This window comes from Bacillus sp. Bwzl_19, from assembly GCF_054900515.1.
Genome location: NZ_CM142729.1, coordinates 2,604,054 through 2,628,126 on the forward strand (window position 1 = coordinate 2,604,054; position 24,073 = coordinate 2,628,126).

The 24,073-nt window shown below is 46.5% G+C and carries 21 protein-coding genes, 1 pseudogene and 1 other annotated feature; of the genes and pseudogenes, 8 read left to right on the forward strand and 14 right to left on the reverse strand.

What is annotated here, in order from left to right; all coding sequences use genetic code 11:
• Window positions 1-73: 73 nt before the first annotated feature.
• A complete protein-coding gene (locus tag ACW5MY_RS13780; protein WP_013353236.1) occupies window positions 74-1,339 on the forward strand; it encodes a BaiN/RdsA family NAD(P)/FAD-dependent oxidoreductase in 1,266 nt (421 codons plus the stop codon).
• Between the two features lie 179 nt (window positions 1,340-1,518).
• Entirely contained in the window at window positions 1,519-3,057 is a 1,539-nt protein-coding gene (opuD, locus tag ACW5MY_RS13785; RefSeq protein WP_013353237.1) for a glycine betaine transporter OpuD, read from the forward strand.
• Window positions 3,058-3,091: 34 nt separating this feature from the next.
• Here opuD and ACW5MY_RS13790 read toward each other — a convergent pair whose 3' ends face one another.
• Complete coding sequence (locus ACW5MY_RS13790; RefSeq protein WP_013353238.1) at window positions 3,092-3,274, reverse strand: sporulation protein Cse60; 183 nt, start codon at window positions 3,272-3,274, stop codon at window positions 3,092-3,094.
• Window positions 3,275-3,473: 199 nt separating this feature from the next.
• Between ACW5MY_RS13790 and ACW5MY_RS13795 the strand changes: the two genes are divergently transcribed.
• From ACW5MY_RS13795 to melA, 5 genes are read left to right on the forward strand one after another with little or no spacing between them, the layout of a single operon-like run.
• A complete protein-coding gene (locus ACW5MY_RS13795; protein ID WP_462061619.1) occupies window positions 3,474-4,499 on the forward strand; it encodes a LacI family DNA-binding transcriptional regulator in 1,026 nt (341 codons plus the stop codon).
• A gap of 41 nt (window positions 4,500-4,540) precedes the next feature.
• On the forward strand, window positions 4,541-5,818 hold the full coding sequence (locus ACW5MY_RS13800) for an ABC transporter substrate-binding protein (protein ID WP_013353240.1): 1,278 nt from the start codon (window positions 4,541-4,543) through the stop codon (window positions 5,816-5,818).
• Window positions 5,815-6,729, forward strand: a complete 915-nt coding sequence (locus tag ACW5MY_RS13805; RefSeq protein WP_013353241.1) for a carbohydrate ABC transporter permease — start codon at window positions 5,815-5,817, stop codon at window positions 6,727-6,729. Before ACW5MY_RS13800 ends, ACW5MY_RS13805 begins: the two co-directional genes overlap by 4 nt.
• Entirely contained in the window at window positions 6,726-7,547 is an 822-nt protein-coding gene (locus ACW5MY_RS13810) for a carbohydrate ABC transporter permease (protein WP_013353242.1), read from the forward strand. The genes ACW5MY_RS13805 and ACW5MY_RS13810 overlap by 4 nt, the downstream gene beginning before the upstream one ends.
• 22 nt (window positions 7,548-7,569) lie before the next feature.
• Window positions 7,570-8,868 (forward strand): alpha-galactosidase MelA, encoded by a 1,299-nt coding sequence (gene melA / locus ACW5MY_RS13815; RefSeq protein ID WP_013353243.1) that lies wholly within the window; start codon window positions 7,570-7,572, stop codon window positions 8,866-8,868.
• Between the two features lie 38 nt (window positions 8,869-8,906).
• On the opposite strand, the gene ACW5MY_RS13820 is transcribed toward melA, so the two are convergent.
• The 4 genes from ACW5MY_RS13820 to ACW5MY_RS13835 form a co-directional block, all read right to left on the reverse strand.
• The gene (locus ACW5MY_RS13820) at window positions 8,907-9,386 is read right to left on the reverse strand and encodes a GNAT family N-acetyltransferase (protein ID WP_172800830.1); all 480 of its coding nucleotides are present in this window, start codon (window positions 9,384-9,386) and stop codon (window positions 8,907-8,909) included.
• Window positions 9,387-9,473: 87 nt separating this feature from the next.
• Window positions 9,474-9,785, reverse strand: a complete 312-nt coding sequence (locus ACW5MY_RS13825) for a rhodanese-like domain-containing protein (protein ID WP_007613212.1) — start codon at window positions 9,783-9,785, stop codon at window positions 9,474-9,476.
• Between the two features lie 116 nt (window positions 9,786-9,901).
• A complete protein-coding gene (gene leuS / locus ACW5MY_RS13830; protein WP_013353245.1) occupies window positions 9,902-12,316 on the reverse strand; it encodes a leucine--tRNA ligase in 2,415 nt (804 codons plus the stop codon).
• A gap of 108 nt (window positions 12,317-12,424) precedes the next feature.
• Window positions 12,425-12,638: a binding site (T-box leader), on the reverse strand.
• A 102-nt stretch (window positions 12,639-12,740) separates the two neighbouring features.
• On the reverse strand, window positions 12,741-13,076 hold the full coding sequence (locus ACW5MY_RS13835; protein ID WP_015418038.1) for a DUF4257 domain-containing protein: 336 nt from the start codon (window positions 13,074-13,076) through the stop codon (window positions 12,741-12,743).
• 389 nt (window positions 13,077-13,465) lie between these two features.
• Between ACW5MY_RS13835 and ytvA the strand changes: the two genes are divergently transcribed.
• Window positions 13,466-14,251, forward strand: coding sequence for a YtvA family blue-light photoreceptor (gene ytvA / locus ACW5MY_RS13840; RefSeq protein ID WP_013353246.1), 786 nt, complete (start codon window positions 13,466-13,468; stop codon window positions 14,249-14,251).
• A 37-nt stretch (window positions 14,252-14,288) separates the two neighbouring features.
• Here the strand turns inward: ytvA and ACW5MY_RS13845 are convergent, their stop codons facing one another.
• The 9 genes and pseudogenes from ACW5MY_RS13845 to ACW5MY_RS13885 all read right to left on the reverse strand — a co-directional run bounded on the left by ACW5MY_RS13845 (window position 14,289) and on the right by ACW5MY_RS13885 (window position 24,037).
• On the reverse strand, window positions 14,289-15,473 hold the full coding sequence (locus ACW5MY_RS13845; protein ID WP_013353247.1) for an MDR family MFS transporter: 1,185 nt from the start codon (window positions 15,471-15,473) through the stop codon (window positions 14,289-14,291).
• A 193-nt stretch (window positions 15,474-15,666) separates the two neighbouring features.
• Window positions 15,667-16,368: a YwaF family protein gene (locus ACW5MY_RS13850; protein WP_232469699.1), complete on the reverse strand. Its 702-nt coding sequence runs from the start codon at window positions 16,366-16,368 to the stop codon at window positions 15,667-15,669.
• Between the two features lie 124 nt (window positions 16,369-16,492).
• Entirely contained in the window at window positions 16,493-18,427 is a 1,935-nt protein-coding gene (locus tag ACW5MY_RS13855; RefSeq protein ID WP_289393845.1) for an FtsX-like permease family protein, read from the reverse strand.
• Window positions 18,420-19,179 (reverse strand): annotated as a pseudogene (locus ACW5MY_RS13860) (ABC transporter ATP-binding protein); the annotation flags it as partial. The pseudogene ACW5MY_RS13860 and the gene ACW5MY_RS13855, both read right to left, overlap by 8 nt.
• A gap of 103 nt (window positions 19,180-19,282) precedes the next feature.
• Window positions 19,283-20,287, reverse strand: coding sequence for a sensor histidine kinase (locus ACW5MY_RS13865; RefSeq protein ID WP_014470842.1), 1,005 nt, complete (start codon window positions 20,285-20,287; stop codon window positions 19,283-19,285).
• On the reverse strand, window positions 20,280-20,975 hold the full coding sequence (locus tag ACW5MY_RS13870) for a response regulator transcription factor (RefSeq protein WP_013353252.1): 696 nt from the start codon (window positions 20,973-20,975) through the stop codon (window positions 20,280-20,282). Before ACW5MY_RS13870 ends, ACW5MY_RS13865 begins: the two co-directional genes overlap by 8 nt.
• Before the next feature lie 67 nt (window positions 20,976-21,042).
• On the reverse strand, window positions 21,043-22,356 hold the full coding sequence (locus ACW5MY_RS13875; RefSeq protein ID WP_013353253.1) for an ABC transporter permease: 1,314 nt from the start codon (window positions 22,354-22,356) through the stop codon (window positions 21,043-21,045).
• Window positions 22,346-23,041 (reverse strand): ABC transporter ATP-binding protein, encoded by a 696-nt coding sequence (locus ACW5MY_RS13880; RefSeq protein ID WP_013353254.1) that lies wholly within the window; start codon window positions 23,039-23,041, stop codon window positions 22,346-22,348. Before ACW5MY_RS13880 ends, ACW5MY_RS13875 begins: the two co-directional genes overlap by 11 nt.
• Before the next feature lie 15 nt (window positions 23,042-23,056).
• A complete protein-coding gene (locus tag ACW5MY_RS13885) occupies window positions 23,057-24,037 on the reverse strand; it encodes a hypothetical protein (RefSeq protein WP_014470843.1) in 981 nt (326 codons plus the stop codon).
• Window positions 24,038-24,073: the final 36 nt, after the last annotated feature.

Genomic DNA, 24,073 nt, shown 5'->3' on the forward strand with positions numbered 1-24,073 from the left:
TACTTTCGCTATAATAGCAGGAAGCGGACATTTCCGCCTATTATTACGCGAAAAAGAAAGTTGTTGATGAAATATGAAACATTTTGACGTGATTGTGATCGGCGGCGGCCCGTCCGGTTTAATGGCTGCGATTGCCGCAGGCGAAGAAGGGGCAGATGTCTTATTAATTGATAAAGGAAACAAGCTGGGACGGAAGCTGGCGATTTCCGGCGGCGGGCGCTGCAACGTAACCAACCGCCTCCCCGTTGAAGAAATCATCAAACACATCCCCGGAAACGGCCGCTTCTTATACAGCGCGTTTTCCGAATTTAACAATGAAGATATCATCGCCTTTTTTGAGAAACTCGGAATTCAGCTGAAAGAAGAAGACCACGGGCGCATGTTCCCGGTGACAGACAAAGCGCAAAGCGTTGTCGATGCGCTTTTGAACCGTTTAAAAGAACTGAATGTCACCATCCGCACAAATGAAAAAATCAAAGAAGTGCGGTACGAGAACGGCAGGGCTGCGGGCATTACGACAAACAATGACGAACACATTTCCGCCGGCGCCGTCATTATCGCCGTCGGCGGAAAGTCAGTCCCCCACACCGGCAGCACCGGAGACGGCTATGCATGGGCGGAAGCGGCCGGCCACACCGTGACGGAACTCTTTCCGACAGAAGTGCCGGTTACGTCCTCAGAGCCGTTTATTAAACAAAAAACACTTCAGGGGCTGTCCCTTAGAAACACGGCCGTCAGCGTCCTGAATAAAAAAGGCAAGCCTATCGTCACACATGTGATGGACATGCTGTTTACCCATTTCGGCTTGTCAGGCCCCGCCATTCTCCGCTGCAGCCAGTTTGTCGTCAAAGAACTGAAAAAGCAGCCCGAGGTCAAGCTCCGCATCGACCTGTTCCCCGGCATCAACGAGGAAGATTTATTTCAGCGGATGCATAAGGAGCTGAAAGACGCACCGAAAAAAGCGCTCAAAAATGCGCTGAAGCCGTGGATGCAGGAGCGGTACCTGCTTTTCCTTCTGGAACGGAACGGTCTTGATCCGCAAATCAGCTTTACGGAGCTGCCGAAGGATCAATTCAGGGCGTTTGTCAAAGACTGCAAACAATTTACGGTTGCTGCTGACGGAACGCTTTCTCTGGACAAAGCGTTTGTCACAGGCGGCGGTGTTTCCGTAAAAGAGATTGAACCGAAACAAATGGCGTCTAAAAAAATGGAAGGCTTATATTTTTGCGGAGAAATCCTCGATATTCACGGCTACACGGGAGGCTACAATATCACCTCAGCCCTTGTCACGGGGCGCCTCGCCGGCTTGAATGCAGGACGTTTCTCACACTCGCTGTAAGATGGTCTAAAGCACATTTACCTGAGCGCCCCCATTGAAAATTGACCAAAAACATGATAGAGTTTTCTGCGTTTTGTTTCACCTGATTGAGGGAATAGGAAGAAAGGAATGATCTGCAATCGTACGACCATACTAAAACAAAATGGCGTATCGAAAAAATAGTCAGAGGGTGAGAACGTTTGAAAAAGAAGAATATCTCCAGTGTTTTTTGGATTGTGATTGTTATCACAGCCGCTGCGGTTTTATGGGGTGTCGTTTCTCCGGACAGCCTGCAGCAAGTCACTGAAACAGCGCAAAATTTCATTACGGATTCTTTCGGCTGGTATTATCTGCTGGTCGTTTCTATATTTGTCGGTTTCTGTCTCTTTCTCATTGTGAGTCCGATCGGCAACATAAAACTCGGAAAACCCGGGGAAAAACCGGAATTCGGGTTATTATCATGGTTTGCCATGCTTTTCAGCGCGGGCATGGGAATCGGTTTGGTATTTTACGGGGCTGCGGAACCGATCAGCCATTACGCCATCAGCTCTCCCTCAGGTGAAACAGAAACGCCCCAAGCTTTTCGTGATGCGCTCCGGTACACATTTTTCCACTGGGGGCTGCACGCTTGGGCCATCTATGCGGTTGTCGCTTTATGTATCGCATATTTTCAATTCAGAAAAGACGCGCCCGGTTTAATCAGCAGCACACTGACACCGCTTTTAGGCGATAAAGTAAACGGGCCGATCGGCAAGGCAATTGACTGTATCGCCGTGTTTGCGACCGTTGTCGGTGTGGCGACAAGCTTGGGTCTCGGAGCGACTCAGATCAACGGCGGTCTGAATTATTTATTCGGCATTCCGAAGACATTTTCCGTTCAGCTGATCCTGATCGTTGTCGTGACCGTGCTTTTCTTGATTTCTGCGTGGAGCGGAATCGGCAAAGGAATTAAATACTTAAGCAATACCAACATGATACTCGCGGGTATTTTGATGATCTTTATGCTCATTGCAGGCCCGACGGTTTTGATTATGAACTCATTTACTGATTCTATCGGCCAATACATCCAAAATATCGTGCAGATGAGCTTTCGCTTGTCACCGAATGATCCCCAAAAGCGCGAATGGATTAACAGCTGGACCATTTTCTATTGGGCCTGGTGGATTTCCTGGTCGCCGTTTGTCGGCATATTTATCGCCCGGGTTTCAAGGGGCCGGACCATCCGGGAATTTTTAATCGGTGTGTTAGTGACACCTTGTATATTGGCTTTCTTATGGTTTGCAATCTTCGGTGTATCCGCTATGGATCTTCAGCAAAAAGGCGTTTTCAATGTCGCCGGAATGACAACGGATACGATGCTGTTCGGCGCACTCAGCCACTATCCGCTCACAATGGTGACATCCGTATTAACACTTGTTCTGATCGCTGTTTTCTTTATTACATCAGCAGATTCAGCGACATTTGTGCTTGGAATGCAAACGTCTTACGGCTCATTGGACCCGTCAAATCGGGTAAAAATCACTTGGGGCATCATCCAGTCCGCCGTAGCAGCGGTTTTATTATATTCCGGGGGTCTGGCCGCACTGCAAAACACGGCCATTCTCGCTGCGGTCCCGTTTTCAGTCGTGATCCTTCTGATGATCGTGTCTCTGTATAAATCATTAGTGAGCGAAAGAAAAGGAATCAAACAAGCGGAGAAATACCAAAAGCCGAGAAGTCCCCGCGTCAAAAAAGCATAATGCACAACGAAGCCCGGCATTCGCCCGGGCTTCTTTACTTTCGGTATAAAATGAGAGCGGAAAAACAATAAAGCTGCTCCCCTTCAGGATCACAGGCAGCCGCTACCGTATATTTAATATCGACGAGCTGTTCTTCGGAAATTCCTTTTAAAAATGAATTGACTTCAGTCTGCAGATCCTTTTCATGCTCCTCATCAAAAACAGCTATCTTCAGCATGTCACCCTCTCCTTTCTCTATCAATTTATTCCGGTTCAACTGAAATATGATAGAGAAAAACAGATTTCCCTTTTTACTGATTTTTACTAAAAAACTCCAAAAAAGTTGTTGAAAACGCTTACTAACATGTGATAATATCACTCTAACAATAACCAGGTCATTTCTATTTAGTAAATTTTTAGTAAAAAGGAGATGCGAAATGGTCCGTCTCAAAGATATTGCCTTACAGGCGTCTGTATCCAGCGCCACAGTATCGAGAATTTTAAACAGAGATGACTCTTTAGCCGTGACTGAAGAAACAAGAGAAAAAGTCCTGCGGATCGCCGATGAGCTGGGCTATCAGCCGTCGGCAAAAAAACGAAAAAACCGCAGCCGCAATGATTCTGCCCCCCTGATCGGCGTTGTCAGCTGCCTGTCACCGGAGGAAGAACGGCAGGACCCTTATTTTTCGGCGATCAGAAAAGGCATTGAAGAAGAATGTTTTCAGCAAAAAATTTTCATCACTTCTTCTATCCATCTCGGTTCTTTTCAAGAGCATATGTTTCACGAATTGGACGGTGTGATCGTAATCGGCAGCCTCCAAGACGAGGCGCTCACGAATATCAGCACCTCTTTCAGACACGCCGTATTTGTTAACGGCATACCTGATCCCGCCCGCTACGACTCCGTCAGCGTAGACTTTTATGCCGCAGCGCAGAAAGCGATAGAACATCTGCTGTCGCTCGGTTATCGGCGGCTTGGTTATATCGGCGGCCGGGAGCGGGAGCATACCGTGATAGACGGTGTAAACAGCAATCAAACAATTGAAGATAAGCGCCTGACCGCTTTCTTACAAATGGCCGGCGCCGAGCCGGAGCACGTGCTGGTCGGCGAATACAGCATGCACGAAGGTTTCCGGCTGATGAAGGAAGCCATCAAAGGCGGCAGTCTGCCCGACGCCTTCTTTATTGCAAGTGATTCGATGGCCATCGGCGCTTTAAAAACCCTGCAGGAAGCCGGCCTTCAAGTCCCGCGCGATACAGCGATTGTCAGCTTCAACGGCATTGATGAAGCGGAATACGCCAGCACGCCTTTATCAACGGTAAAAGTATATACAGAAGAGATGGGCCGGACGGGTGTCAAATTGCTTCTTGACCGTTTGAACGGCAGGACCGTCCCGCTGGCCGTGACGCTCCCCACTTCACTGATTGTCAGACAAAGCTGCGGATCACAAGAAAGGAGGTGACGTTTCCCGCAGCATTTATATCATATTTAAAGGAGGAAAAGATGAAACGCTTACTGGTTTTGTTTCTTTCTTTTATTTGTATGATACTTCCCGGCTGTTCCGCGGGACAGAGCAGCGCAGGAGAAAAGCAGAAAACCTTGACCGTCTATTCCACTATATCCTCAGACAGCGAACGCGCCGTGTTCAGAGAATTGGCTGATTCATTCCAAAAAGAACATCCGGGCATTCAAGTAAAAGTTCATTTCCCAGGCAATGACTACGAAAATATGATGAGAGTCAGAATGGCGGCCGATGACATGCCCGATCTATTCGACACTCACGGCTGGGCCAAAATCCGCTACGGAGAATATACAGCCGACCTCAGCGGCATGTCTTGGACGAAGCGGCTCGATCCGAATTTAAACAGCATGCTCAAGGACGCCAAAGGCAGGATATACGCCTTCCCTCTGAATCAGGCAAAGGACGGGCTTGCTTACAACCGCACCCTTTTGGAAAGATACGGAATTAAACCGCCGGACACGATGGACGATTTCATGAAGGCGCTGAGACAGGTTAAAGAAAAAAGCGGCGGAACAGTCACTCCCTTCTGGTTTGCCGGCTATGAGAAAAGCTCATTTGCCCAATATTACGATCAATTCGCCGCACCGCTTCTCATCACAGATCCCGCTCACCGTTACAAAAAGCAGCTGTTAAACGGAACCTTCCGCTGGACACACTTCACCTATTTATCTGACAAACTGAAAGAGATGCAAAAAGAAAACCTGCTCAATACGGATGCCGTGACGGCAAAACGTTCCCAGCTGATTGATCTGATGGCGCAAAACAAAATCGCCTTTACGCTGCAGAGCGGCACCCTCGGCCAAGACGTCGCTCAAATCAATCCGAAGGTAAAAGTCGGCATCATACCGACCCCGGCAGTCCACAAAGGAGACGCACCGGTATGGATCGGGGGCGAACGTTATACGCTGGCGGCATCCAAGGATTCCTCTCGGCTGAAAGAAGCGAAACAGTTTATCGCATTTATGGCCCGTCCAGAACATGCAAAATCAATTGCCGAAGCGACCTCGCTTCCGGCAGGATTAGTGAATGTAAAGACGGACATTTTTTACGCAAATGACTATAAACGCTATCAGCATATTAAGGTGCAGCCTTATTTCGACCGCCTTTATTTGCCGAACGGAATGTGGGATGTGATGGGCACGGCCGGGCAGGAGCTGATGGCTGATATCTTAACTCCCTCAGAAATTTCGGCGAAACTCGGCAGGGAATATAAGCGGCTCCGTCTTCAATCTGATTCACAGGGAGCTGAAGAAGAATGAGTGATCTTGCAAGAGAAACCGCCGGATTTCAAAATAAAAAGCCGATTAAACCCGCGTCATTATGGTGGATGTACGTCCCTGCTCTTGCCACGGTTTTTATTTTCATGATTTTTCCGTTTGCCAAAGGCGCTTTTATCACATTTACAAACTGGAACGGCTTCTCACAGACATATCAATGGGTGGGGGTCACCCAATATAAAAGGCTTTTGACAGACCCGGACACATGGCTCGTTGTGAAAAACACTTTGCTTTACGGGCTCGGAAGCACTTTTTTTCAGAATATGCTCGGGCTTTTATATGCGCTGCTTTTGAATCAAAGCTTAAAAATGAAGGCGCTCACAAGAACGATCGTCTACCTGCCTGTCATTATCAGTCCGCTGATCATGGGATACATTTGGTATTTTATTTTCTCGTATGACGGGGGCGCGCTGAATGATGTGCTTGGCGCGTTGGGTATCGGTTCTGTCAACGCCTTGGCAAGCCCGGCGGCAAACCCGTGGATCATCGTCATGATTAACACCTACCAATACGCAGGCATTGCGATGATTGTATATTTGGCGGGCCTGCAAAGCATTCCGAAAGATTATTACGAAGCGGCAAAAATAGATGGCGCGGGAGGCCTTCAGCCGTTTTTCACCATTACCCTGCCTTTATTGATGCCGGCTGTCACCATCAATATGGTCATCAATATCATCGGAGGACTCAAGCTGTTTGATGTCATTTTCGCCCTGACCGCAGGCGGGCCGGGCAATTCCTCCCAATCGATGTCGACATTTATGTATGATTTATATTTTAAACGGCAGGATGCGGGATATGCCGCCGCCCAAGGCGTGTTTATGTCCGTCATTATTCTTGTCATCAGCTTTTCGGCTCTCGTGTATTTCAAACGAAAGGAGACGGAAATGTCATGAAAACAGTCCGAATGCGGATCTTTACCCTCTTGGCTGCCGTCATCTCATGCGTTCATATTGTCCCCTTTTATATATTGCTGACCACGTCATTAAAAGCAAAAGGAGACTACAGTTCAAAATGGTCGCTGCCCTCCGCTTTTTCATTTCAGAATTTCCGTGAAGCATGGGAGCGGGCCTCTCTCGGGCAATCTTTTCTGAACACGATCATCATTACAGCCGTTTCCGCCGCTTTGTTAATTTTCATGGGTTCGCTTGCCGCATATCCGCTCGCAAGAAGAAATACGAAGCTGAATAAAATCGTCTTCGGCCTTTTGATTTCAATTATGATCATCCCGCCTTTGACTTCCATGGTTCCTTTATACAAGATGGTCGCTGATGCGGGACTGATCAATACGCATGCCGCAGCGATTCTCATTAATACGGCTGCATATATGCCGCTGACCGTTTTCTTATATTCAGGATTTATCCGCTCTTCCATTCCGAAAGAGCTTGAGGAAGCGGCCAAGATGGACGGCGCCGGATTGATCAGGACTTTTTATACGATCGTGTTTCCCCTGCTGAAACCGATTACCGCAACGGTCTGCATTATTTCCTGCGTGTTTATCTGGAACGATTATCAATTTGCGATTTTCTTTTTACAAGATCAAAAGGTGCAGACGTTGACCGTGGCCATGGCGGGATTCTTCGGCGAAAACGCGAACAATCTTCACTTAGTCGCCGCAGCCGCAATTATGGCGATGCTGCCGATGGTCGTTTTGTTTTTGGCCCTTCAAAAATATTTTATCTCAGGGCTGTCCTCCGGGGCAGTCAAAGGCTGAGAAGAAAAGGGAGGAATTTCTGTTGAAGAAAATTACGTTTATCGGAGCGGGAAGCACGATATTTGCGAAAAATGTACTGGGAGACTGTTTACTGACTGAAGCTTTAAACGGATTTGAATTCGCGCTTTATGATATTGATGCTGTACGGCTGAAAGAATCCCAGCTCATGCTGGAAAACATGAGAGACCGCTATAATACGAGCGTATCCATCATTTCTTACGATGACCGAAAACAGGCGCTAAAACAGGCCGGCTATGTGATAAACGCCATTCAGGTCGGCGGTTATAAACCCGCGACGGTCATTGACTTTGACATCCCTAAGCGGTACGGCCTGCGCCAGACGATTGCCGATACCGTCGGAATAGGCGGCATTTTCCGTTCCCTTCGCACCATCCCCGTTTTATTTGACATCGCTAAAGACATGGAAGAGGTCTGTCCGGATGCGTGGCTGTTAAACTATACAAATCCGATGGCTTCTCTGACCGGCGCGATGCTCAGACATACAAATGTAAAAACGGTCGGCCTGTGCCACAGCGTACAGGTCTGTACAAAAGATCTGTTTGACTCACTCGGCATGGATCACGAAGGTACGGAAGAACGCATTGCCGGCATCAATCACATGGCTTGGCTCTTAGAGATCAAAAAAGACGGAATTGATTTGTATCCGGAAATTAAAAGACGCGCCCGCGAGAAACAAAAGACGAAACATAATGACATGGTGCGGTTTGAGCTGATGGATAAGTTCGGCTGCTACGTAACGGAATCATCTGAGCACAATGCCGAATATCACCCGTATTTTATAAAAAGCCGGTATCCGGAGCTGATAGATGAACTCCAGATCCCGCTAGATGAATATCCGAGAAGATGCGCAGAACAAATCAAAAACTGGGAAACGATAAGAGACGGCATCATCAACAATCAAAACCTGACGCATGAGCGCTCGAATGAATACGGTTCGAGAATTATAGAAGCGATGGAGACGGGCCGTCCGTTTATGTTCGGCGGCAATGTGCTGAATACGGGACTCATACCGAATCTGCCGGCGAAAGCAGTCGTTGAAGTGCCTTGCGCAGCCGTTAAAAATCAAATTATGCCTTGCTATTCAGGCGAACTTCCGGAACAGCTCGCGGCGCTTAACAGAACAAACATTAATACACAGCTTTTAACCATCGAAGCGGCCGTTACTTTAAAAAAGGAAGCCGTATATCAGGCGGCCATGCTTGATCCGCATACGAGCGCCGAGCTTTCCATGAATGACATCATCTCTTTGTGCGATGATTTATTTGAAGCCCATAAAGACTGGCTTCCGGCGTATCACTGATCATTCGCGATCCGGCCCCGGAGGGGGCTGGATCGCTTTTATATGTTCAGCACCAGTTTGACCGTCTGCAGGGTGTGTCCTTTAAAGTCTTCTTCAAATTCACATACCCGGTGAAACCCTTTCGCTTGATAAAAGGACAAGGCGGTGCGGTTCTCTTTTTCTGCATGGACATAAAGCTCTTTTATTCCGGCAGACTGTCTGATACATTCTTTAAGGAGTGACGTGCCTATCCCGTTTCCCTGAAAACCCGGATCAATATAAATAGCGGTCAGCTCCGCTTTTCCGTCTTTTTGAACCGGAGTGACATTTGCAAAGCCGAGTACTTTTCCCTCTTTTCCTTCTGCAACAAAGAACAGAGAATGCTGAAGCCGGCGTTCCATCATTTCATCCTGATAGGCGGATTTGAGAAACTGATCCTGAATGTGTCTGGGGATAATCCCTTCATACGTATGATGCCAGCTTCGTTCTGCGACTTGCCGGACCTGTTTGATATCACTTGCTTTCATAGCACGGATCATCGGTTTCACTTGATTCGCCTCCCGTTTTTTTCTATTAAAAAAGAAGAAAAAGACGTACGTTCCTTTTTCTTCTTTCACTACAAAACGTTATTTCTTCGGCTTTGTTTCGCCTTCCCACTCCAGCATGCCGCCTTCAACATTAACCGTACGGAAGCCCTGCTCATGTAAATACATGCAAACATTCATGCTTCTTTTTCCGGAACGGCAGATAAATACATATTCTTTGTCCTTGTCTAACGCATCCATCTTCTCAGGGATGTCTCCCATGCGGATATGAACAGCCTGCGGAATCATTCCTTCGGCTACTTCTTCATCTTCTCTGACATCAATCAGATACAGCTCTTCTCCCGCTTTTAATTTCTCTTCCAGTGCGGCTGTGCTGATTTCATTTATTTTCAATGTGTGACACTCCCATTCGTCTTAATGATTTTAAGTATACCAAAGCCTGCGGGGCAATTTCTATGCTAGAGGCCTGATAAAAAAACCCCTCTTTTTATGAGAGGGGCTTCGCCCGGTCAGTTTGCCACAATATTGACAAGCTTGCCCGGTACGGCAATGATTTTTCGGATCGTTTTTCCTTCAAGCTGCTCTTTCACTTTTTCGTCAGCTTGTGCGAGCTGTTCTAATGCCGCTTTATCGGCATCAGCCGGAACCATTAATTTCGCTTTTACTTTTCCGTTCAGCTGGACGACGATTTCCACTTCATCATCAACCAGTTTTGATTCGTCATAAGCAGGCCAAGCTTCATATGCAATCGAACCTTCGTGGCCGAGTTTTTCCCACAGTTCTTCCGCCAAATGCGGGGCAACAGGAGAAAGCAGCTTCACAAAGCCTTCCATATATTCTCTCGGCAGTTCATTCGCTTTGTAAGCTTCATTAATGAAGACCATCAGCTGAGAAATGCCTGTGTTAAAACGAAGGGCTTCGTAGTTTTCCGTCACCTTCATGACTGTTTCATGGTAGACGCGTTCAAGAGTTTCTCCCGCGCCTTCTGTCACTTTGCCGGTAAGCTCTCCGTTTTCCTCGATAAACAAACGCCATACGCGGTCAAGGAAGCGGCGGGCTCCGTCAAGGCCGGATTCAGACCAGGCGATAGATGCGTCAAGCGGACCCATAAACATTTCGTACAGGCGCAGCGTATCTGCTCCGTGAGACGCCACAATTTCATCCGGATTGACGACGTTTCCGCGGGATTTACTCATTTTTTCATTATTTTCCCCGAGAATCATTCCTTGGTTATACAGCTTTTGGAACGGCTCTTTCGTCGGCACGACACCGATATCATAGAGGAATTTATGCCAGAAACGAGCGTACAGAAGGTGAAGCACGGCATGCTCCGCTCCTCCGATGTAGATATCGACAGGCAGCCATTTATCCAGTTTCTCAGGTGAAGCGAGCTGATCCGGATTTTTCGGATCGATAAAGCGAAGGAAGTACCAGCAGCTTCCCGCCCATTGCGGCATCGTGTTTGTTTCCCTTCTGCCTTTTCTGCCCGTTTCAGGATCAGTGACTTCCACCCACTCTTTAATGTTGGCAAGCGGTGATTCACCGGTTCCGCTCGGTTTGATCTCATCGGTTTTCGGCAGAATCAGCGGCAGCTCTTCCGCAGGAACGGCTGTTGACGTGCCGTCTTCCCAATGAATGACCGGAATCGGCTCGCCCCAATAGCGCTGACGGCTGAACAGCCAATCACGCAGACGGTATGTCACTTTTTTCTCACCGTTTTTCGTTTCTTCAAGCCAGGCGATCATTTTTTCAATCGCTTCCGCTTTATTCAGTCCGTTCAAAAAGCCGGAATTGACATGCTCTCCGTCTCCCGTGTACGCTTCCTCGTCTGTGTTTCCGCCTTTTACGACTTCTTTGACAGGCAGGCTGAACACTTTGGCGAATTCAAAATCGCGTTCATCATGCGCCGGCACGGCCATAACAGCGCCCGTTCCGTAAGTAGCAAGAACATAATCAGCTATCCAGATCGGCAGCTTTTCACCGTTTGCCGGGTTTACGGCATATGCGCCCGTGAAGACGCCCGTTTTTGTTTTCGCAAGATCCGTCCGTTCCAGATCACTTTTCGCCTGAACTTCTTTAATATAAGCGTCTACCGCTTCTTTTTGTTCAGCCGTCGTAATGGCTTCAACAAGCTCATGCTCAGGAGCCAGAACGGCATAAGCCGCGCCGAACAGCGTGTCAGGTCTTGTCGTAAACACCGTGAACGTGTCATCAGTGCCGTCGATTGCGAAATGCACGTTTGCGCCTTCAGAACGTCCGATCCAGTTGCGCTGCATGTCTTTAATGCTTTCAGGCCAGTCCAGATCTTCTAAATCTTCAAGAAGCCTGTCCGCATAAGCGGTGATTTTCAGCATCCATTGTTTCATCGGGCGGCGTTCAACCGGATGTCCGCCCCGCTCGCTTTTGCCGTCAATGACTTCTTCGTTTGCAAGCACCGTTCCGAGTGCCGGGCACCAGTTGACAGGCACTTCGTCTACATAAGCGAGACCTTTTTCGTACAGCTTGGTGAAAATCCACTGCGTCCACTTGTAGTAGTCCGGATCAGTCGTATTGATTTCACGATCCCAATCATAAGAAAAGCCGAGCGATTGGATCTGGCGGCGGAAATTATCTATATTGTGTTTCGTGAACTCAGCCGGATCATTCCCTGTGTCAAGCGCGTATTGCTCGGCAGGAAGCCCGAACGCGTCCCATCCCATCGGATGAAGCACATTGTACCCCTGCATGCGTCTCATACGTGAAAGAATATCGGTTGCCGTATAGCCTTCCGGATGCCCGACATGAAGGCCGGCTCCTGAAGGATACGGGAACATGTCAAGCGCGTAAAACTTCGGCTTGTCATTCTCTTCACTGGCGGCGAATGTTTTATGCTCCAACCAGTAATTCTGCCATTTCTTTTCTATTTTTTCGTGCTGAAAACTCAACGCAAAAACCTCCTTCTGATTGAATACGGCGTATGTAGTCCAAGTATTGACGGGATGAGAAAGATTATATTCAGATTATTCTAAAACTAAAAAAACTCCCTCATCCCAAAAAGGGACGAGAGATTTTTGTTTCCCGCGGTACCACCCTCGTTAGCGCGGTTTTTAGCCGCACTCACTTGATACTTTTAACGCAGTTATGCGTCAGCGGTTTTGCCGCTGCAACTCTGAGGCGAGTTCGGAAACAGACTTGATTGACTTGCACCGGCCGTCAACTCTCTGACTGCAAAATCTGCTTCTTACTGCTCCTCTTCACTGTTCTTATCGCTACCGTAATCTTACCTGTATTTTATAGAATTCTGTTCATAAGTGCAAGCAGGTTTGTATACAATGGGAATGTACCCAGAACGGGTCATGAGCGGGGATATTATTTTGATGGAGGATTTTTTTGCTGGTGTGGTTTTGCTTCGGCCGAATCACTGTTTTGTTCCCTGACAAAATCAAAGCTTCTGAGAACAGCTTCTCCGCCGTAGCCTGCGATTATGGATAAGATGACGAGTTGAATTCCTGAATCGGGGTCAGCGGATAAGACAAGTAAGATGGAAGCAGCCATTCCGATAAAACCATCTTCCAAAAAACCGAGATAGATAAACCGCTTTGTCATTCTGGGTTTCTCCAGCCTGCCTCTCTTTTTCACATGACCGAGAACCCCCATGATTCCTCCAATTACACAAGCAATAATTACCTGATGCAGCATCTTCATCACCTTCCTAAAGCCCTTATTTAGTAAAGCGACTTCAGGCCATCCAGCCCCCTTACGAATACGATGATTTTCGATATCTACATACCGGCGAATGAGCAGGAAAGTAAAAAGCTTGTTTCTTCCATTATATGTGAACACATGATCGGTAAGCTTGATGCATTAGATTCATTTTTCACCCAGTGACAATGACCTAGTCACTTACTTAGCGGCGATATACCTTCTCCTTATATCTTCAGTGTATATGAGGACAAGCCCGAATGACAAATCGCAAACTTCGGCTGCTTGAATCAGAACATATGTTATGCTACGGTTACTGTAGATTCATTTAAAAAGGGGAGAAACAACGGCTGAAAAAAGCGCACAGCTTTACGGCCAAAAGGGGGTTTTATATGGCTGACTCAAATGTATTCGGAAAACTGGAGCAGCTGGAGCTTATCAAAAAGGCGCTTGATCACGCACGCATCGGCGTGGTGATTACAGACCCCTCTCTTGAGGACAATCCCATCATATATACGAATCAGGGATTTATGGATATGACTGGCTATTCTTCCGAAGAGATATTAGGTAAGAACTGCAGATTTCTGCAAGGCAAAGAAACCGACCGAAAACAAGTCGCGAAAATAAGAAAAAGCTTAAAACATAAAGAAAAGATCACGGTGCGGCTGAAAAATGTAAAAAAAGACGGCACCCCGTTTTGGAATGAACTCAATATTGATCCTCTTTATGTTGAAGACAAGCTCTATTTTGTCGGTTTTCAAAAAGACATCACAGAGCAGAAAGAATACGAAAAACTCCTTGAGGATTCCCTCGCAGAAATTACGATGCTGTCAACGCCGATTGTTCCGATCAGAAACGGCATCTCCGCCTTGCCGTTAGTGGGGAACTTAACAGAAGAACGATTTGACTCAATTGTGACAACTTTGACGGACATATTAACCGCATCTAAAGATGATTACTTAATTATAGACTTATCAGGTTTGGCCGAGGTGAACGAACAGACCGCGGACCGGATTTTCAAATTGCACCACCTGCTTAAATTAATCGGCACAGAATTAATCATCACCGGTATCAAGCCATCCCTTGCCATGAAAATGAATCAGCTTGATGCCAATTTTTCTTCATTTAAGACCTATTTAAATGTTAAGGACGCAGTCAACGTGCTTCCTGTCGTATAAACAAAAATCCCGCCGAAACGGCGGGATTTTTTTGACGTCATCGCACTTGGACGTTTTGTTTATGAACAGCTTTCAGGCGTTTGTCGTAAAGCACCGTCGCTGCGATGCTGACGACAAGAAGCACCATCAGGATCAAGAGCAGCACGCTCATGCCGTACTGATCAACCAGCACGCCGCCAAGGAGCGGGCCGATCATTCTGCCGCCCGTCGCAGCGCTGTTGACGAACCCTTGGTAAAACCCTTCTTTTCCCTTAGGCGCAAGCTGATTGGCAATAGTGGGAACGGCAGGCCAGACAAGCATTTCTCCGATCGTTAAAATCACCATCGCGGTGAGGTACATCGGAAATTGCTTGGCGCCGAGAAGCACGCCGAACGAGACGATAAAAATACAAAAGCCGATGACCATCTGCGTTTTTAACGCACCGGACCATTTTTTCAGAACAACTCCTATAAGAGGCTGTCCGGCGACAATTAATATTCCGTTTACGGTCCAGAGCACACTGTATAATGAAAGCGGCATACCGATGCTTTGAGTATGTGACGCAACGGTTGTGGACCATTGCGAATAGGCAATCCACCCGAGAACATACCCGCCGCTCAGTATAAGGAGCGCCGTAAATTTCGTTCTGCTGCTGACAGGCTCGTAGTCCAGAACAGAGACCTGGCCCGCATTTCCGGTTTTGATATTTCGAAAACCGAAAAATACAATAAGGAAAAACAGCACATACAGCAAGGCATTGGCTAAAAACACGTACGTAAACGAGTACGCCGCAACCATTCCTCCCAGTGCGGAACCGACAGCGACACCTGCGTTCTGAGCTACATATATCGCATTAAAAGCTCTCCGCCCGCCTTCTTTCCAGACCGCTCCCGCCATGGCGTAGCTGGCCGGGAACACGATGCCGGAACCGAACCCGACAATGATGAGCAGCCAAATATAAACGGGCCATTGGTGAAACAGTACAAGTCCGAGAAGACTTGCCAAAGTGATCATAATGCCCAACATAATGGATTTGAATCCGCCGATTTTATCAAACAAAAATCCGCCGCATAAATTCCCCGCTACACTGGCTCCGGAATTCAGCATCAGAACAATCCCCGCAACAGTCAGCGATTTCCCTAAATGATTATGAATATAGATCGTATTCAGCGGCCACAAAAAAGATGCGCCCGTCACATTGATAAACATTCCGATGATTAATATCTTCAAAGCGCGCGGCATACCGATCCCCCTTTCTCTATAAAAAAATCCATGAAAAAACGGAAACCGCAAGCTGCAGCTCCGTATCGGTCGTTATCATAGCACATTCATTCTATCCCCGCGGACGCCTTTTTTCAACATAAGAATCTGAAAAAAATAATGCCGGAATGTTGAAAAAATTACAAATGATTGGATTCACAAAAACAGCCCGCCATCATGCTCTTTTCTTCAGCAGCCAAAACGGGATATACAGAATGAAAAAGCTCAATATCACCGCCGCTTCCATTGAAAGAAGATACCACGGCCAAGGCCCGAAAACATTCAGAAGCGAAGCGGTCTTCGGTTTTTTCATTAAATAAAGGTAGTTCGCATTCAGCACACGATCAATAAAAAAGACACACGCCCCGTACAGATTGACGATCAGCACTGACACCCAAAGTGCGTGCACCGACGGTCTGTACTTTTCTGCACTGGCCATAAATAGACAGGCAAGAAAAACACAGCCGTGAGAGACGAAAAACACGATATACCGAAAATGAGGGAAGGTATACGCCCCTAAATCAGGCGTAGCCATCGCCTGTATGGCGCTGCCCAAACCGGCAAAATAGAGGAAGGCGAACAGCTTTTTGCTTTTTGTCATAACCATCAGCATCGCCAAATAGACGGATAGGTCGCTCAGCTGCAGCGGCAGAGATGTTTTCAGCGACCAGGCATGATGAAAGAGCAGCCATATATGGTAGCAGATCTGCGACACGGCAAGAAGAATGAACAGCACATATCGGAAAACGCGATTCGGCCGGCCGTGATTGAGCTTTTTCCGTAATATGATCACGAACACTCCCAGCAATCCGATGATGAAAAGCGTGAAAATGTGTTCCGCAGAAAAAAGATGAAAGGCCCCTGTTTCAGATTTCAATTAAAAATATTTCTGCATAAGGCTCCCCCGCGCGAATAAATGACGTATGTCTATTCTTTTAAAAATCGCTTTCTTCTATTCATGCAAAAAAAACCTCCGCTGTGCGGAGGCTCCTCAACTTATTTTACAATGCGGATTGAATGACTTTTTTATAATAAAGCACCGACAATATGCCAAATATGGAATACAGCAACGTATACAGCGCCATGACCATGATCATCGGCGTCCACACCTCGGTTCCGAATAAAAACCATCCTGACTGAACGGCGAAATAGCTGTGGAAAAGCCCGAGAACGAGCGGAATGCCGAAATGATACGCCTGCTTCCGGCGGATGCCTTTCAGCAGATCTCCCGTTGTGAAACCGAGCTTCCGCAATATCGTGTAATCAGCCTTTTCATCCTCGCACTCGCCCATTTGTTTAAAATAAAGGATACACCCTGAGGTGATCAGAAAGGTTAAGCCCAAAAACCCGACGATAAACATGATCAGCCCCATGTTTTTCTTTTGGGTGTCAGCCGTTTCAAACTGTGAAAGCGCGCCGTCTGAATAGCGCTGCGCCTGAAACAGGTCATCAGCTTTTTGGACGTCCTCTTCATGTTTGAGTGTAATGCCGAAAAATTGATTTGATTTTCCCTGGATGGATGGGTCGATATCTTTCTCAATCCGGTCAAATACATGCTGCGTGACAATAACGGTCGGCAGTCCTCCGCTTGTGAATGTATAAGACAGGATGAAGTCGTTCTTCAAGCCCTTATACGCGAGCGGTATTTTATCCGTTTTGCCGTTTACTTCAATGGAACCCGACGTTTTTAGGTCGAGAAATTTTTTCATCATATCATTATATCCGGTAAACACAGCTTCTCCGTCAGAAAGTGCCACCCCTTCCGCGTCTTTCTCACTTACAATCGGCAGCGCCAAGTGGGATGGGTCTTGTTTAAAACTTTTCATATCACCGTTTATGATGTTCTTCATATTGACACCGGCCTGAATGGTCTTGATTGTCTTCACTTGATACCCAATTCCGTTTTTTTTCAATAAGGCGGTAAATGAGTCAGCCTCCTTTTGGTTATCAAACGCAAAGTCAGCCGCCGTATTTTGCTCGGCTGATTTTTCCGCAGAGTAATACGAAATATAGCTTAAAGACAGTAAACCGATTGACAGCGCCGAAAGAGTCGTAATAATCGTCAGCAGTACGGCGTTAGACTTCATCCGGAACATGATGGATGACAAAGACAGCACTTCACTGACATTCAGATACCCGCCCTTTGATTTTCTGATAAGGTTAGCCAGAAAGCTGACCGAACCTTTATAAAACAAATAGGTTCCGATAATCACAGATCCGAGAATAAACACCATTGCCGAAAACAGTTCATTCATGGTCGTAAAACTGCCCCCGAATAGTTGAGCGGACACCGCATAGCCTGCGATGATGGCCGCAATACCGATAACGCCGATTGTCATCTGCAGCCAAGAGAGCCGCCTTATGCCGCTTTCTGACGATGACGCAGCTTTAAATAAAGACAAAATGCTTTGCCGTTTAATAAATAAGTAATTCATCATCATAATCAGCACATAAACGGCCCCGAACACAATCAACGTCTGAACGAGCGCCCTGCTTGTGAAAAACAAGGAGACAGCGGCTTTTACACCGACTGTATGGAACAGCATCATCATACATAATTTCGAAAGAGAAAAGCCGGCAAAAATACCGATCCATATCGACCCGAAATACAAAATAAAATTTTCTGTGCTGAGTATGCGGAAAATGTGCATTTTCGTCATGCCGATTAATCGGAATAAGCCGATTTCCCGGCCGTTTAATATAATAGTGTTGGCGTATAAAAGAAATACCGACACAATCGCCACAAGCAGAATGGAGGCGGCCCGGATCGCCGCCGCTCCTTTTATGGAGCTTTTCATTTCATCAAGCGCCGGATCGTATTGCATTGTGACAAAGGCGAAATAAAGGGCGGCGCTGAACACCAGCGCGAAAACGTAAAGATAATAGTTTTTCATATTCTTTTTCAGGTTCTGGAAGATCAAATGATGAATGCTCATGCCTGAACCCCGCCCAACACGCTTTGTGTTTTCATAATATCCTGAAAAAAGTCCGGTCTCTCCTGACCGCCTTTATTCAGCTGTGTATACACACGGCCGTCTTTAATGAAAACCACACGTCCGGAATAGCTGGCGGCAACCGGATCATGCGTCACCATCACAATGGTGGCGCGGCGCTTCTGATTCAAACGGCTCAGTTTATTCAGTAAATCCGAGGCAGCCTTAGAATCGAGCGCTCCGGTCGGCTCATCGGCAAAAATGATGCCCGGCTCATGGATAACAGCTCTTGCGGCAGACGTCCGCTGTTTTTGCCCGCCGGAAATTTCACTCGGATACTTATGTCTTAAATCATAGATGCCAAGCTCCTCTGCCGTCTCGGCAAATCGCAGATCCGCCTCTTTTTTAGACATTTTCGTAATGGATAACGGCAGGAGTATGTTTTCTTTCACGGTCAGCGTATCCAATAAGTTATAATCCTGAAAGATAAAGCCGAGATGCCGTTTTCTGAATTCGGCAAGCTGTTTTTCCTTCATGGACGTAATCTCCGTCTCATTCACTTTAATGGTACCCGCGCTTACTTTATCAATGGAAGAAAGCACATTCAAAAGGGTCGTTTTCCCTGATCCTGACGGGCCCATAATACTGACGAATTCCCCTTTGTGGATCTGAAGATCAATTCCTTTCAGCACCTCTTGTTTATTCAGCTTATTTCCATAGCTTTTGCGAATATTGCCTGCTTCTAAAATCACCACGTTACGATTCTCCTTTTTACATTGGTTATATTTATTGTAAGAACAGGAGCCGTTTTTTTCGTTTGATTAAGCGAACAAAAGAGAAAAGCATGTGACACTTTTGTCACACGCTGAACGTGCTGACGGCATCGTTCTGCTTCGGAAACACCAATGTAAAAACCGTGCCTCGTTTCGGCTCTGATCGTACACTGATGCGGATGAGAAGCGGGACCGCAGCTTTTTGAGCCAAATACAGGCCCATCCCGGTTGACGCGTGATCACGGCTCATTCGCGTTGAAGTAAACCCCTTTTCAAAAATGCGCGGAAGATCTTTAGGCTTGATGCCGATGCCGCGGTCTTCGATATCCACATGCACCCGGCCGTTGTGTTCATAGCTTTTTACGGTAATATCATCCGCTTCACTGTATTTGACGGCATTGCTTAACAGCTGTCTGATGATGAAGGACAGCCATTTCCCGTCACTGAGAACGTCTTGTGCCTCAAGCTGAATGTCAAACCCGATTCCTTTCTGTATACACCATGATTGCAGGTTTTTAATTTCGTTGAAAACGAGAGGACGGAGCTGAACGTGCTGAAATGATAAATCATTTTCAATAAAGGTCAATCGTTTCTGATGAAGCTGCTGGTCAAGGAGATGGTGAATCCGCAGCCATTCATACTGCAAAGGAGCTTTTAGCGGCTGTTCATCCAAGCGTTCGATCATAAGGTTCATCGCTGTCAGCGGTGTTTTGACTTCGTGAATCCACGACATCAGCTCATCTTTCTCATGCTCTGAGGCCGCCTGGAGATGAAGTGAGCTTTTTCTCAATTGCTCTGTCTGCCCTTCGATGCTTTCTTCAATGATGGATTCAAACGGACTGTCTGGCTTTTTCAGATAAGAAATGTCTAAATTGGCGTCCCATTCTGTTAAGCTTTTATAAAAAGCGGTCTCTTTGCGATAGCGGAACAAGAGAAACACAAGAAACAGAAGAAGCGATAGATAAATGAAATACAGCACCGATAAAAACGGAATGGATGGATCAATATATGCCGCAAAAAGGAGCACGGCCTGCTGAAAAAGAAACATCGCGATCCAGCTTTTTCTTTCAAGCAGAAATGATTTAATCATAAAGACCGTCTTCTTCCTTCGCGATGTACCCCTGCCCCACTTTGGTTTCAATCATCTTCCCGATGCCTAATTGATCAAGTTTTTTCCGCAGCCGATTGACATTCACCGTCAGCGTGTTATCACTGACGAAACGCTCATCATTCCACAAGCTTCTGATGAGTTCTTCGCGGCTGACGATTTTATTTTTCTGCTCGGCCAGCAGTTTTAAAATCAGCATTTCGTTTTTGGTCAGCTCAACTGAACCGTTTTCATGGCTCACCATGTTTGTTTCAGCATCAATGGCAGCCCCGCTCCACCTTTTGATGAGCGCCGGTTCTGCATTGTATTGATACACCCGCCGAAACACGGCTTGTATTTTAGCAATCAAGACGTCAAAATGAAAAGGCTTCTGAATGAAATCATCTGCTCCGAGCTGCATCGACATGACCATATCTGCGGGATGATCCCGCGAGGACAAAAACAGAATCGGCACGTTTGATTGGGAGCGTATCATTCTGCACCAATGAAAGCCGTCAAATTTCGGCAGCTGCACATCAATCATCACCAAATCGGGCTTGATTTCGGTAAATTCCCGGGTAACCCGGCTGAAATCCTTTATCCCGTGCACCGCAAATGACCAGCCCGTTAATCTCTCTTTCATCTCGTGAAACAAAGTGTTATCATCTTCTATTAACAAAATATGAAACATTTGTATACACCCTTTTTCTGTCTGATAGAGGAAAAACCGGCTGTTGTGTCCAGCCGGTTCTTTCTCTTTACAATTCTCTTCTTAACGCGGTCAGAACGTTGGTTTTTGTCGCTTTCCGGGCCGGATTCATACCCGAGATCACCGCGACTCCCGCACAAATGACAACTGCGATTACAACGAGGCTGAGCGGGATATAGGAGAAGGTATAATGAAGATCTTCAGCTCCGGTCTTTCCCCCTACCGCTTTCAAAATAACCGGCACAGCCAGATTGACGGCAAAACTCACTCCGTAGGAAATAATAATCCCGATCACAGATCCTAAAATCCCGATATAGGCGCTTTCCATCAGAAACATTCTGCGGATGATGGACGGGCTTGCGCCGATCGCTTTCATAATCCCGATTTCCTGCGTTCTTTCTGTAACCGCCATTGTCATCGTGTTGAAAATACCGATGGCAGAAATCAAGACGGCGATAAAGCCGACAAAGATCAGGCCGATTTTAAAGACGAGGAAAAATGTGTTGACGCCCTGCAGCTCGGTTGTGACGGACATGACTTTATAACCGTCATCACTCAAATCATTCGTTAACTGTTCAACATTGTCAAATTTGTCGGCGTAGACTTTTATGCTTTTTTCAGCATTTCCGCCTTTCAGATCTAAGAATTTCGAAAAGTCCTTTTTGAATTGATCACTGATAAAAATATTTGTATCCTCCATCCACTCTTGGGACGGTTTTTTTGTTATTCCGACTACCTTAAAGTCGTACGTTTTGGTTCCTTCCGTTTTTCCGGTATCATTGTTCGTTTTTGAGATGCTCAGCTGGATGGTTTTATTCAGCAGATCCTCCGTATAGCCTGTTGGCTTTTCCACATCCGAGACATTGTCTTGATGATCCTTTAATTCTTTGTTGTATTCATCTGCCTCTTTTTTCGTCCATAGGTTCTTCGCGAAATTATAGCCGACCACAATTTCATTTTCTGATTTGGCGACTCTTCCCCGATCAAGCTCCATATTGGCTTTGACTTCGTCTTTCATGTTTGTCAGCACTATAGCTGAATCTTCATTTGTTCTGTTTCCCAATGTCGCTTTATTCGGTTCATACACTTGGGTTCTTTCAACGACAGACTTGACATTCTTATATTTTTCCAAGTCTGATTTCTTTACGGCTTTTCCGTTCTCCTGGCCGAGCACATTGATTTCCGTCACAATCTGCTGGCTCATGGTAATGTCTGTAATCGTTTTTTGAATCCCGAATCCGACGGAGGACAAGACAACTAAAAACGCGCACGCCATTGTCGTCGCCAGCACCGTCATGAAAACACGCAGCCGGTTTTTCTTCATATTTCTTCTGATAAAGTGAACCTGATCCTTAAATCTCAACTGTAACGCCCCCTTTTAATACACCGTCATGCAGCTGGAATTTTGAATGAGCAATGGAAGCGACTTCATCGTCATGCGTAATGATGACAAATGTAATTCCGCGCTCCCGGTTCAGCTGCTGAATTAATGCAAGCACCTCAAGCTCCGTTTCTGAATCAAGGCTTCCCGTCGGCTCATCGGCTAAAATAATCGACGGATTTAAAATCAGCGCCCTTGCGATACTGACACGCTGCTGCTGACCGCCTGACAGCTCATTCGGATAATGATTCGCATGATTTTCAAGACCGACCCGTTTCAGCATATCCGCGACTTTCTGCTTGCGTTCAGAAGGTTTTACGCCTTTGAGGGCAAGCGGCATTTCAACATTTTCATAGGTTGTCAGACTCGGAATGAGCTGAAAACTTTGAAAAATGAAACCGAAATGCCCAAGGCGGAACTGCGCCCACTCTTTTTCACTGAAGCCTGTCACATCAGTGCCGTTAATGACGATACGGCCCTTCGTCGGTGCTATATAGCCGGAAATTAAATTCAGAAGCGTTGATTTTCCGGAACCGCTCCGCCCGACGATACAGGCGATTTCCCCTTTTTCAACGGTCAAAGAGACATCCTTCAGCACCGGAACCGCACTCTCTCTGCCTTTCCTGCCGATTTTAAATGAATGATCGATATGCTGTACATCTATCACGTAAACCACTCCCCTTTATATTTGTTTCGTTTTTTTATACATGAAGTAATAACTGATGAAAAACCCGATAACCGCACCGATAAGCATGCCGAATATGTAGCCGGAATATGAACCGTTATAAGCATATCCGCATACACCCGCACCTCCCAACATACTGATCACCATGACGAGCACTTGGAAGATGCGTTCTGTATGTTTGCTCAAGATAAAATGTCCGCTTCGTTCACTCGGCATTTTCAGGAAATTCACATAGCCGAAAAGATAGAAACAAAAACCCATTAATGCACATATAAGCAATGCATGTTTCATGTAATGAATCCATGACGTATGGATATAAGCGGCCGGCATGAAATAGATCAGAAACCCGCTCCAAGGGAAATCAATATCCCGCACAGCCTGCTTGCCAAAAAGGAACTCAGCGTTTAATAGATAAATGGTGAAAATCACGATTGGAAAGAAGGAGATCGTGAACGCTGTGATGAGCTGTGCTGCTAAATTGCCAGTTATTGTGCCGGCAGCTGTCACTAATGCATAAATCATCAAGCTGACGACCAGCATCCCTGCGCTGAATGAGTGAAAATGATGTACAGCGTCAGGTTTAAGCATAAGAAACAATATGTCAGACACTCCGTAAGAGACAAGCTGGGAACCGGCTAACACGGCTGCTCCCAGTAAAAACTTAGTATGGAATATCCGGCTTCTCGAATACGGAAGACTTAATGTATACATTTTTTCAGCCCGTCCTGCTCTTGTCAGAAAAAGCCCCATAATAACCGGAGGAATGAAATGCAGCCCAATTACATTCCGATGGCTGTAATCAATGCTGAATGTACAAACTGAACCCGGATATTGATGAAGTACACTCAAACAATCTTTATAATGAAAATACTCATTTATAATTGCCAAAGGGCCTATGATAAGTAAGAACCCCGCGGAAAGGAGCAGCAGCGTCTGCCGCTGTTTCCATTCTTTATAAAGCAAACCGTTAATCGGCACCTTGCCTTCCCCCAAACTAAACATGTTCATACAGAC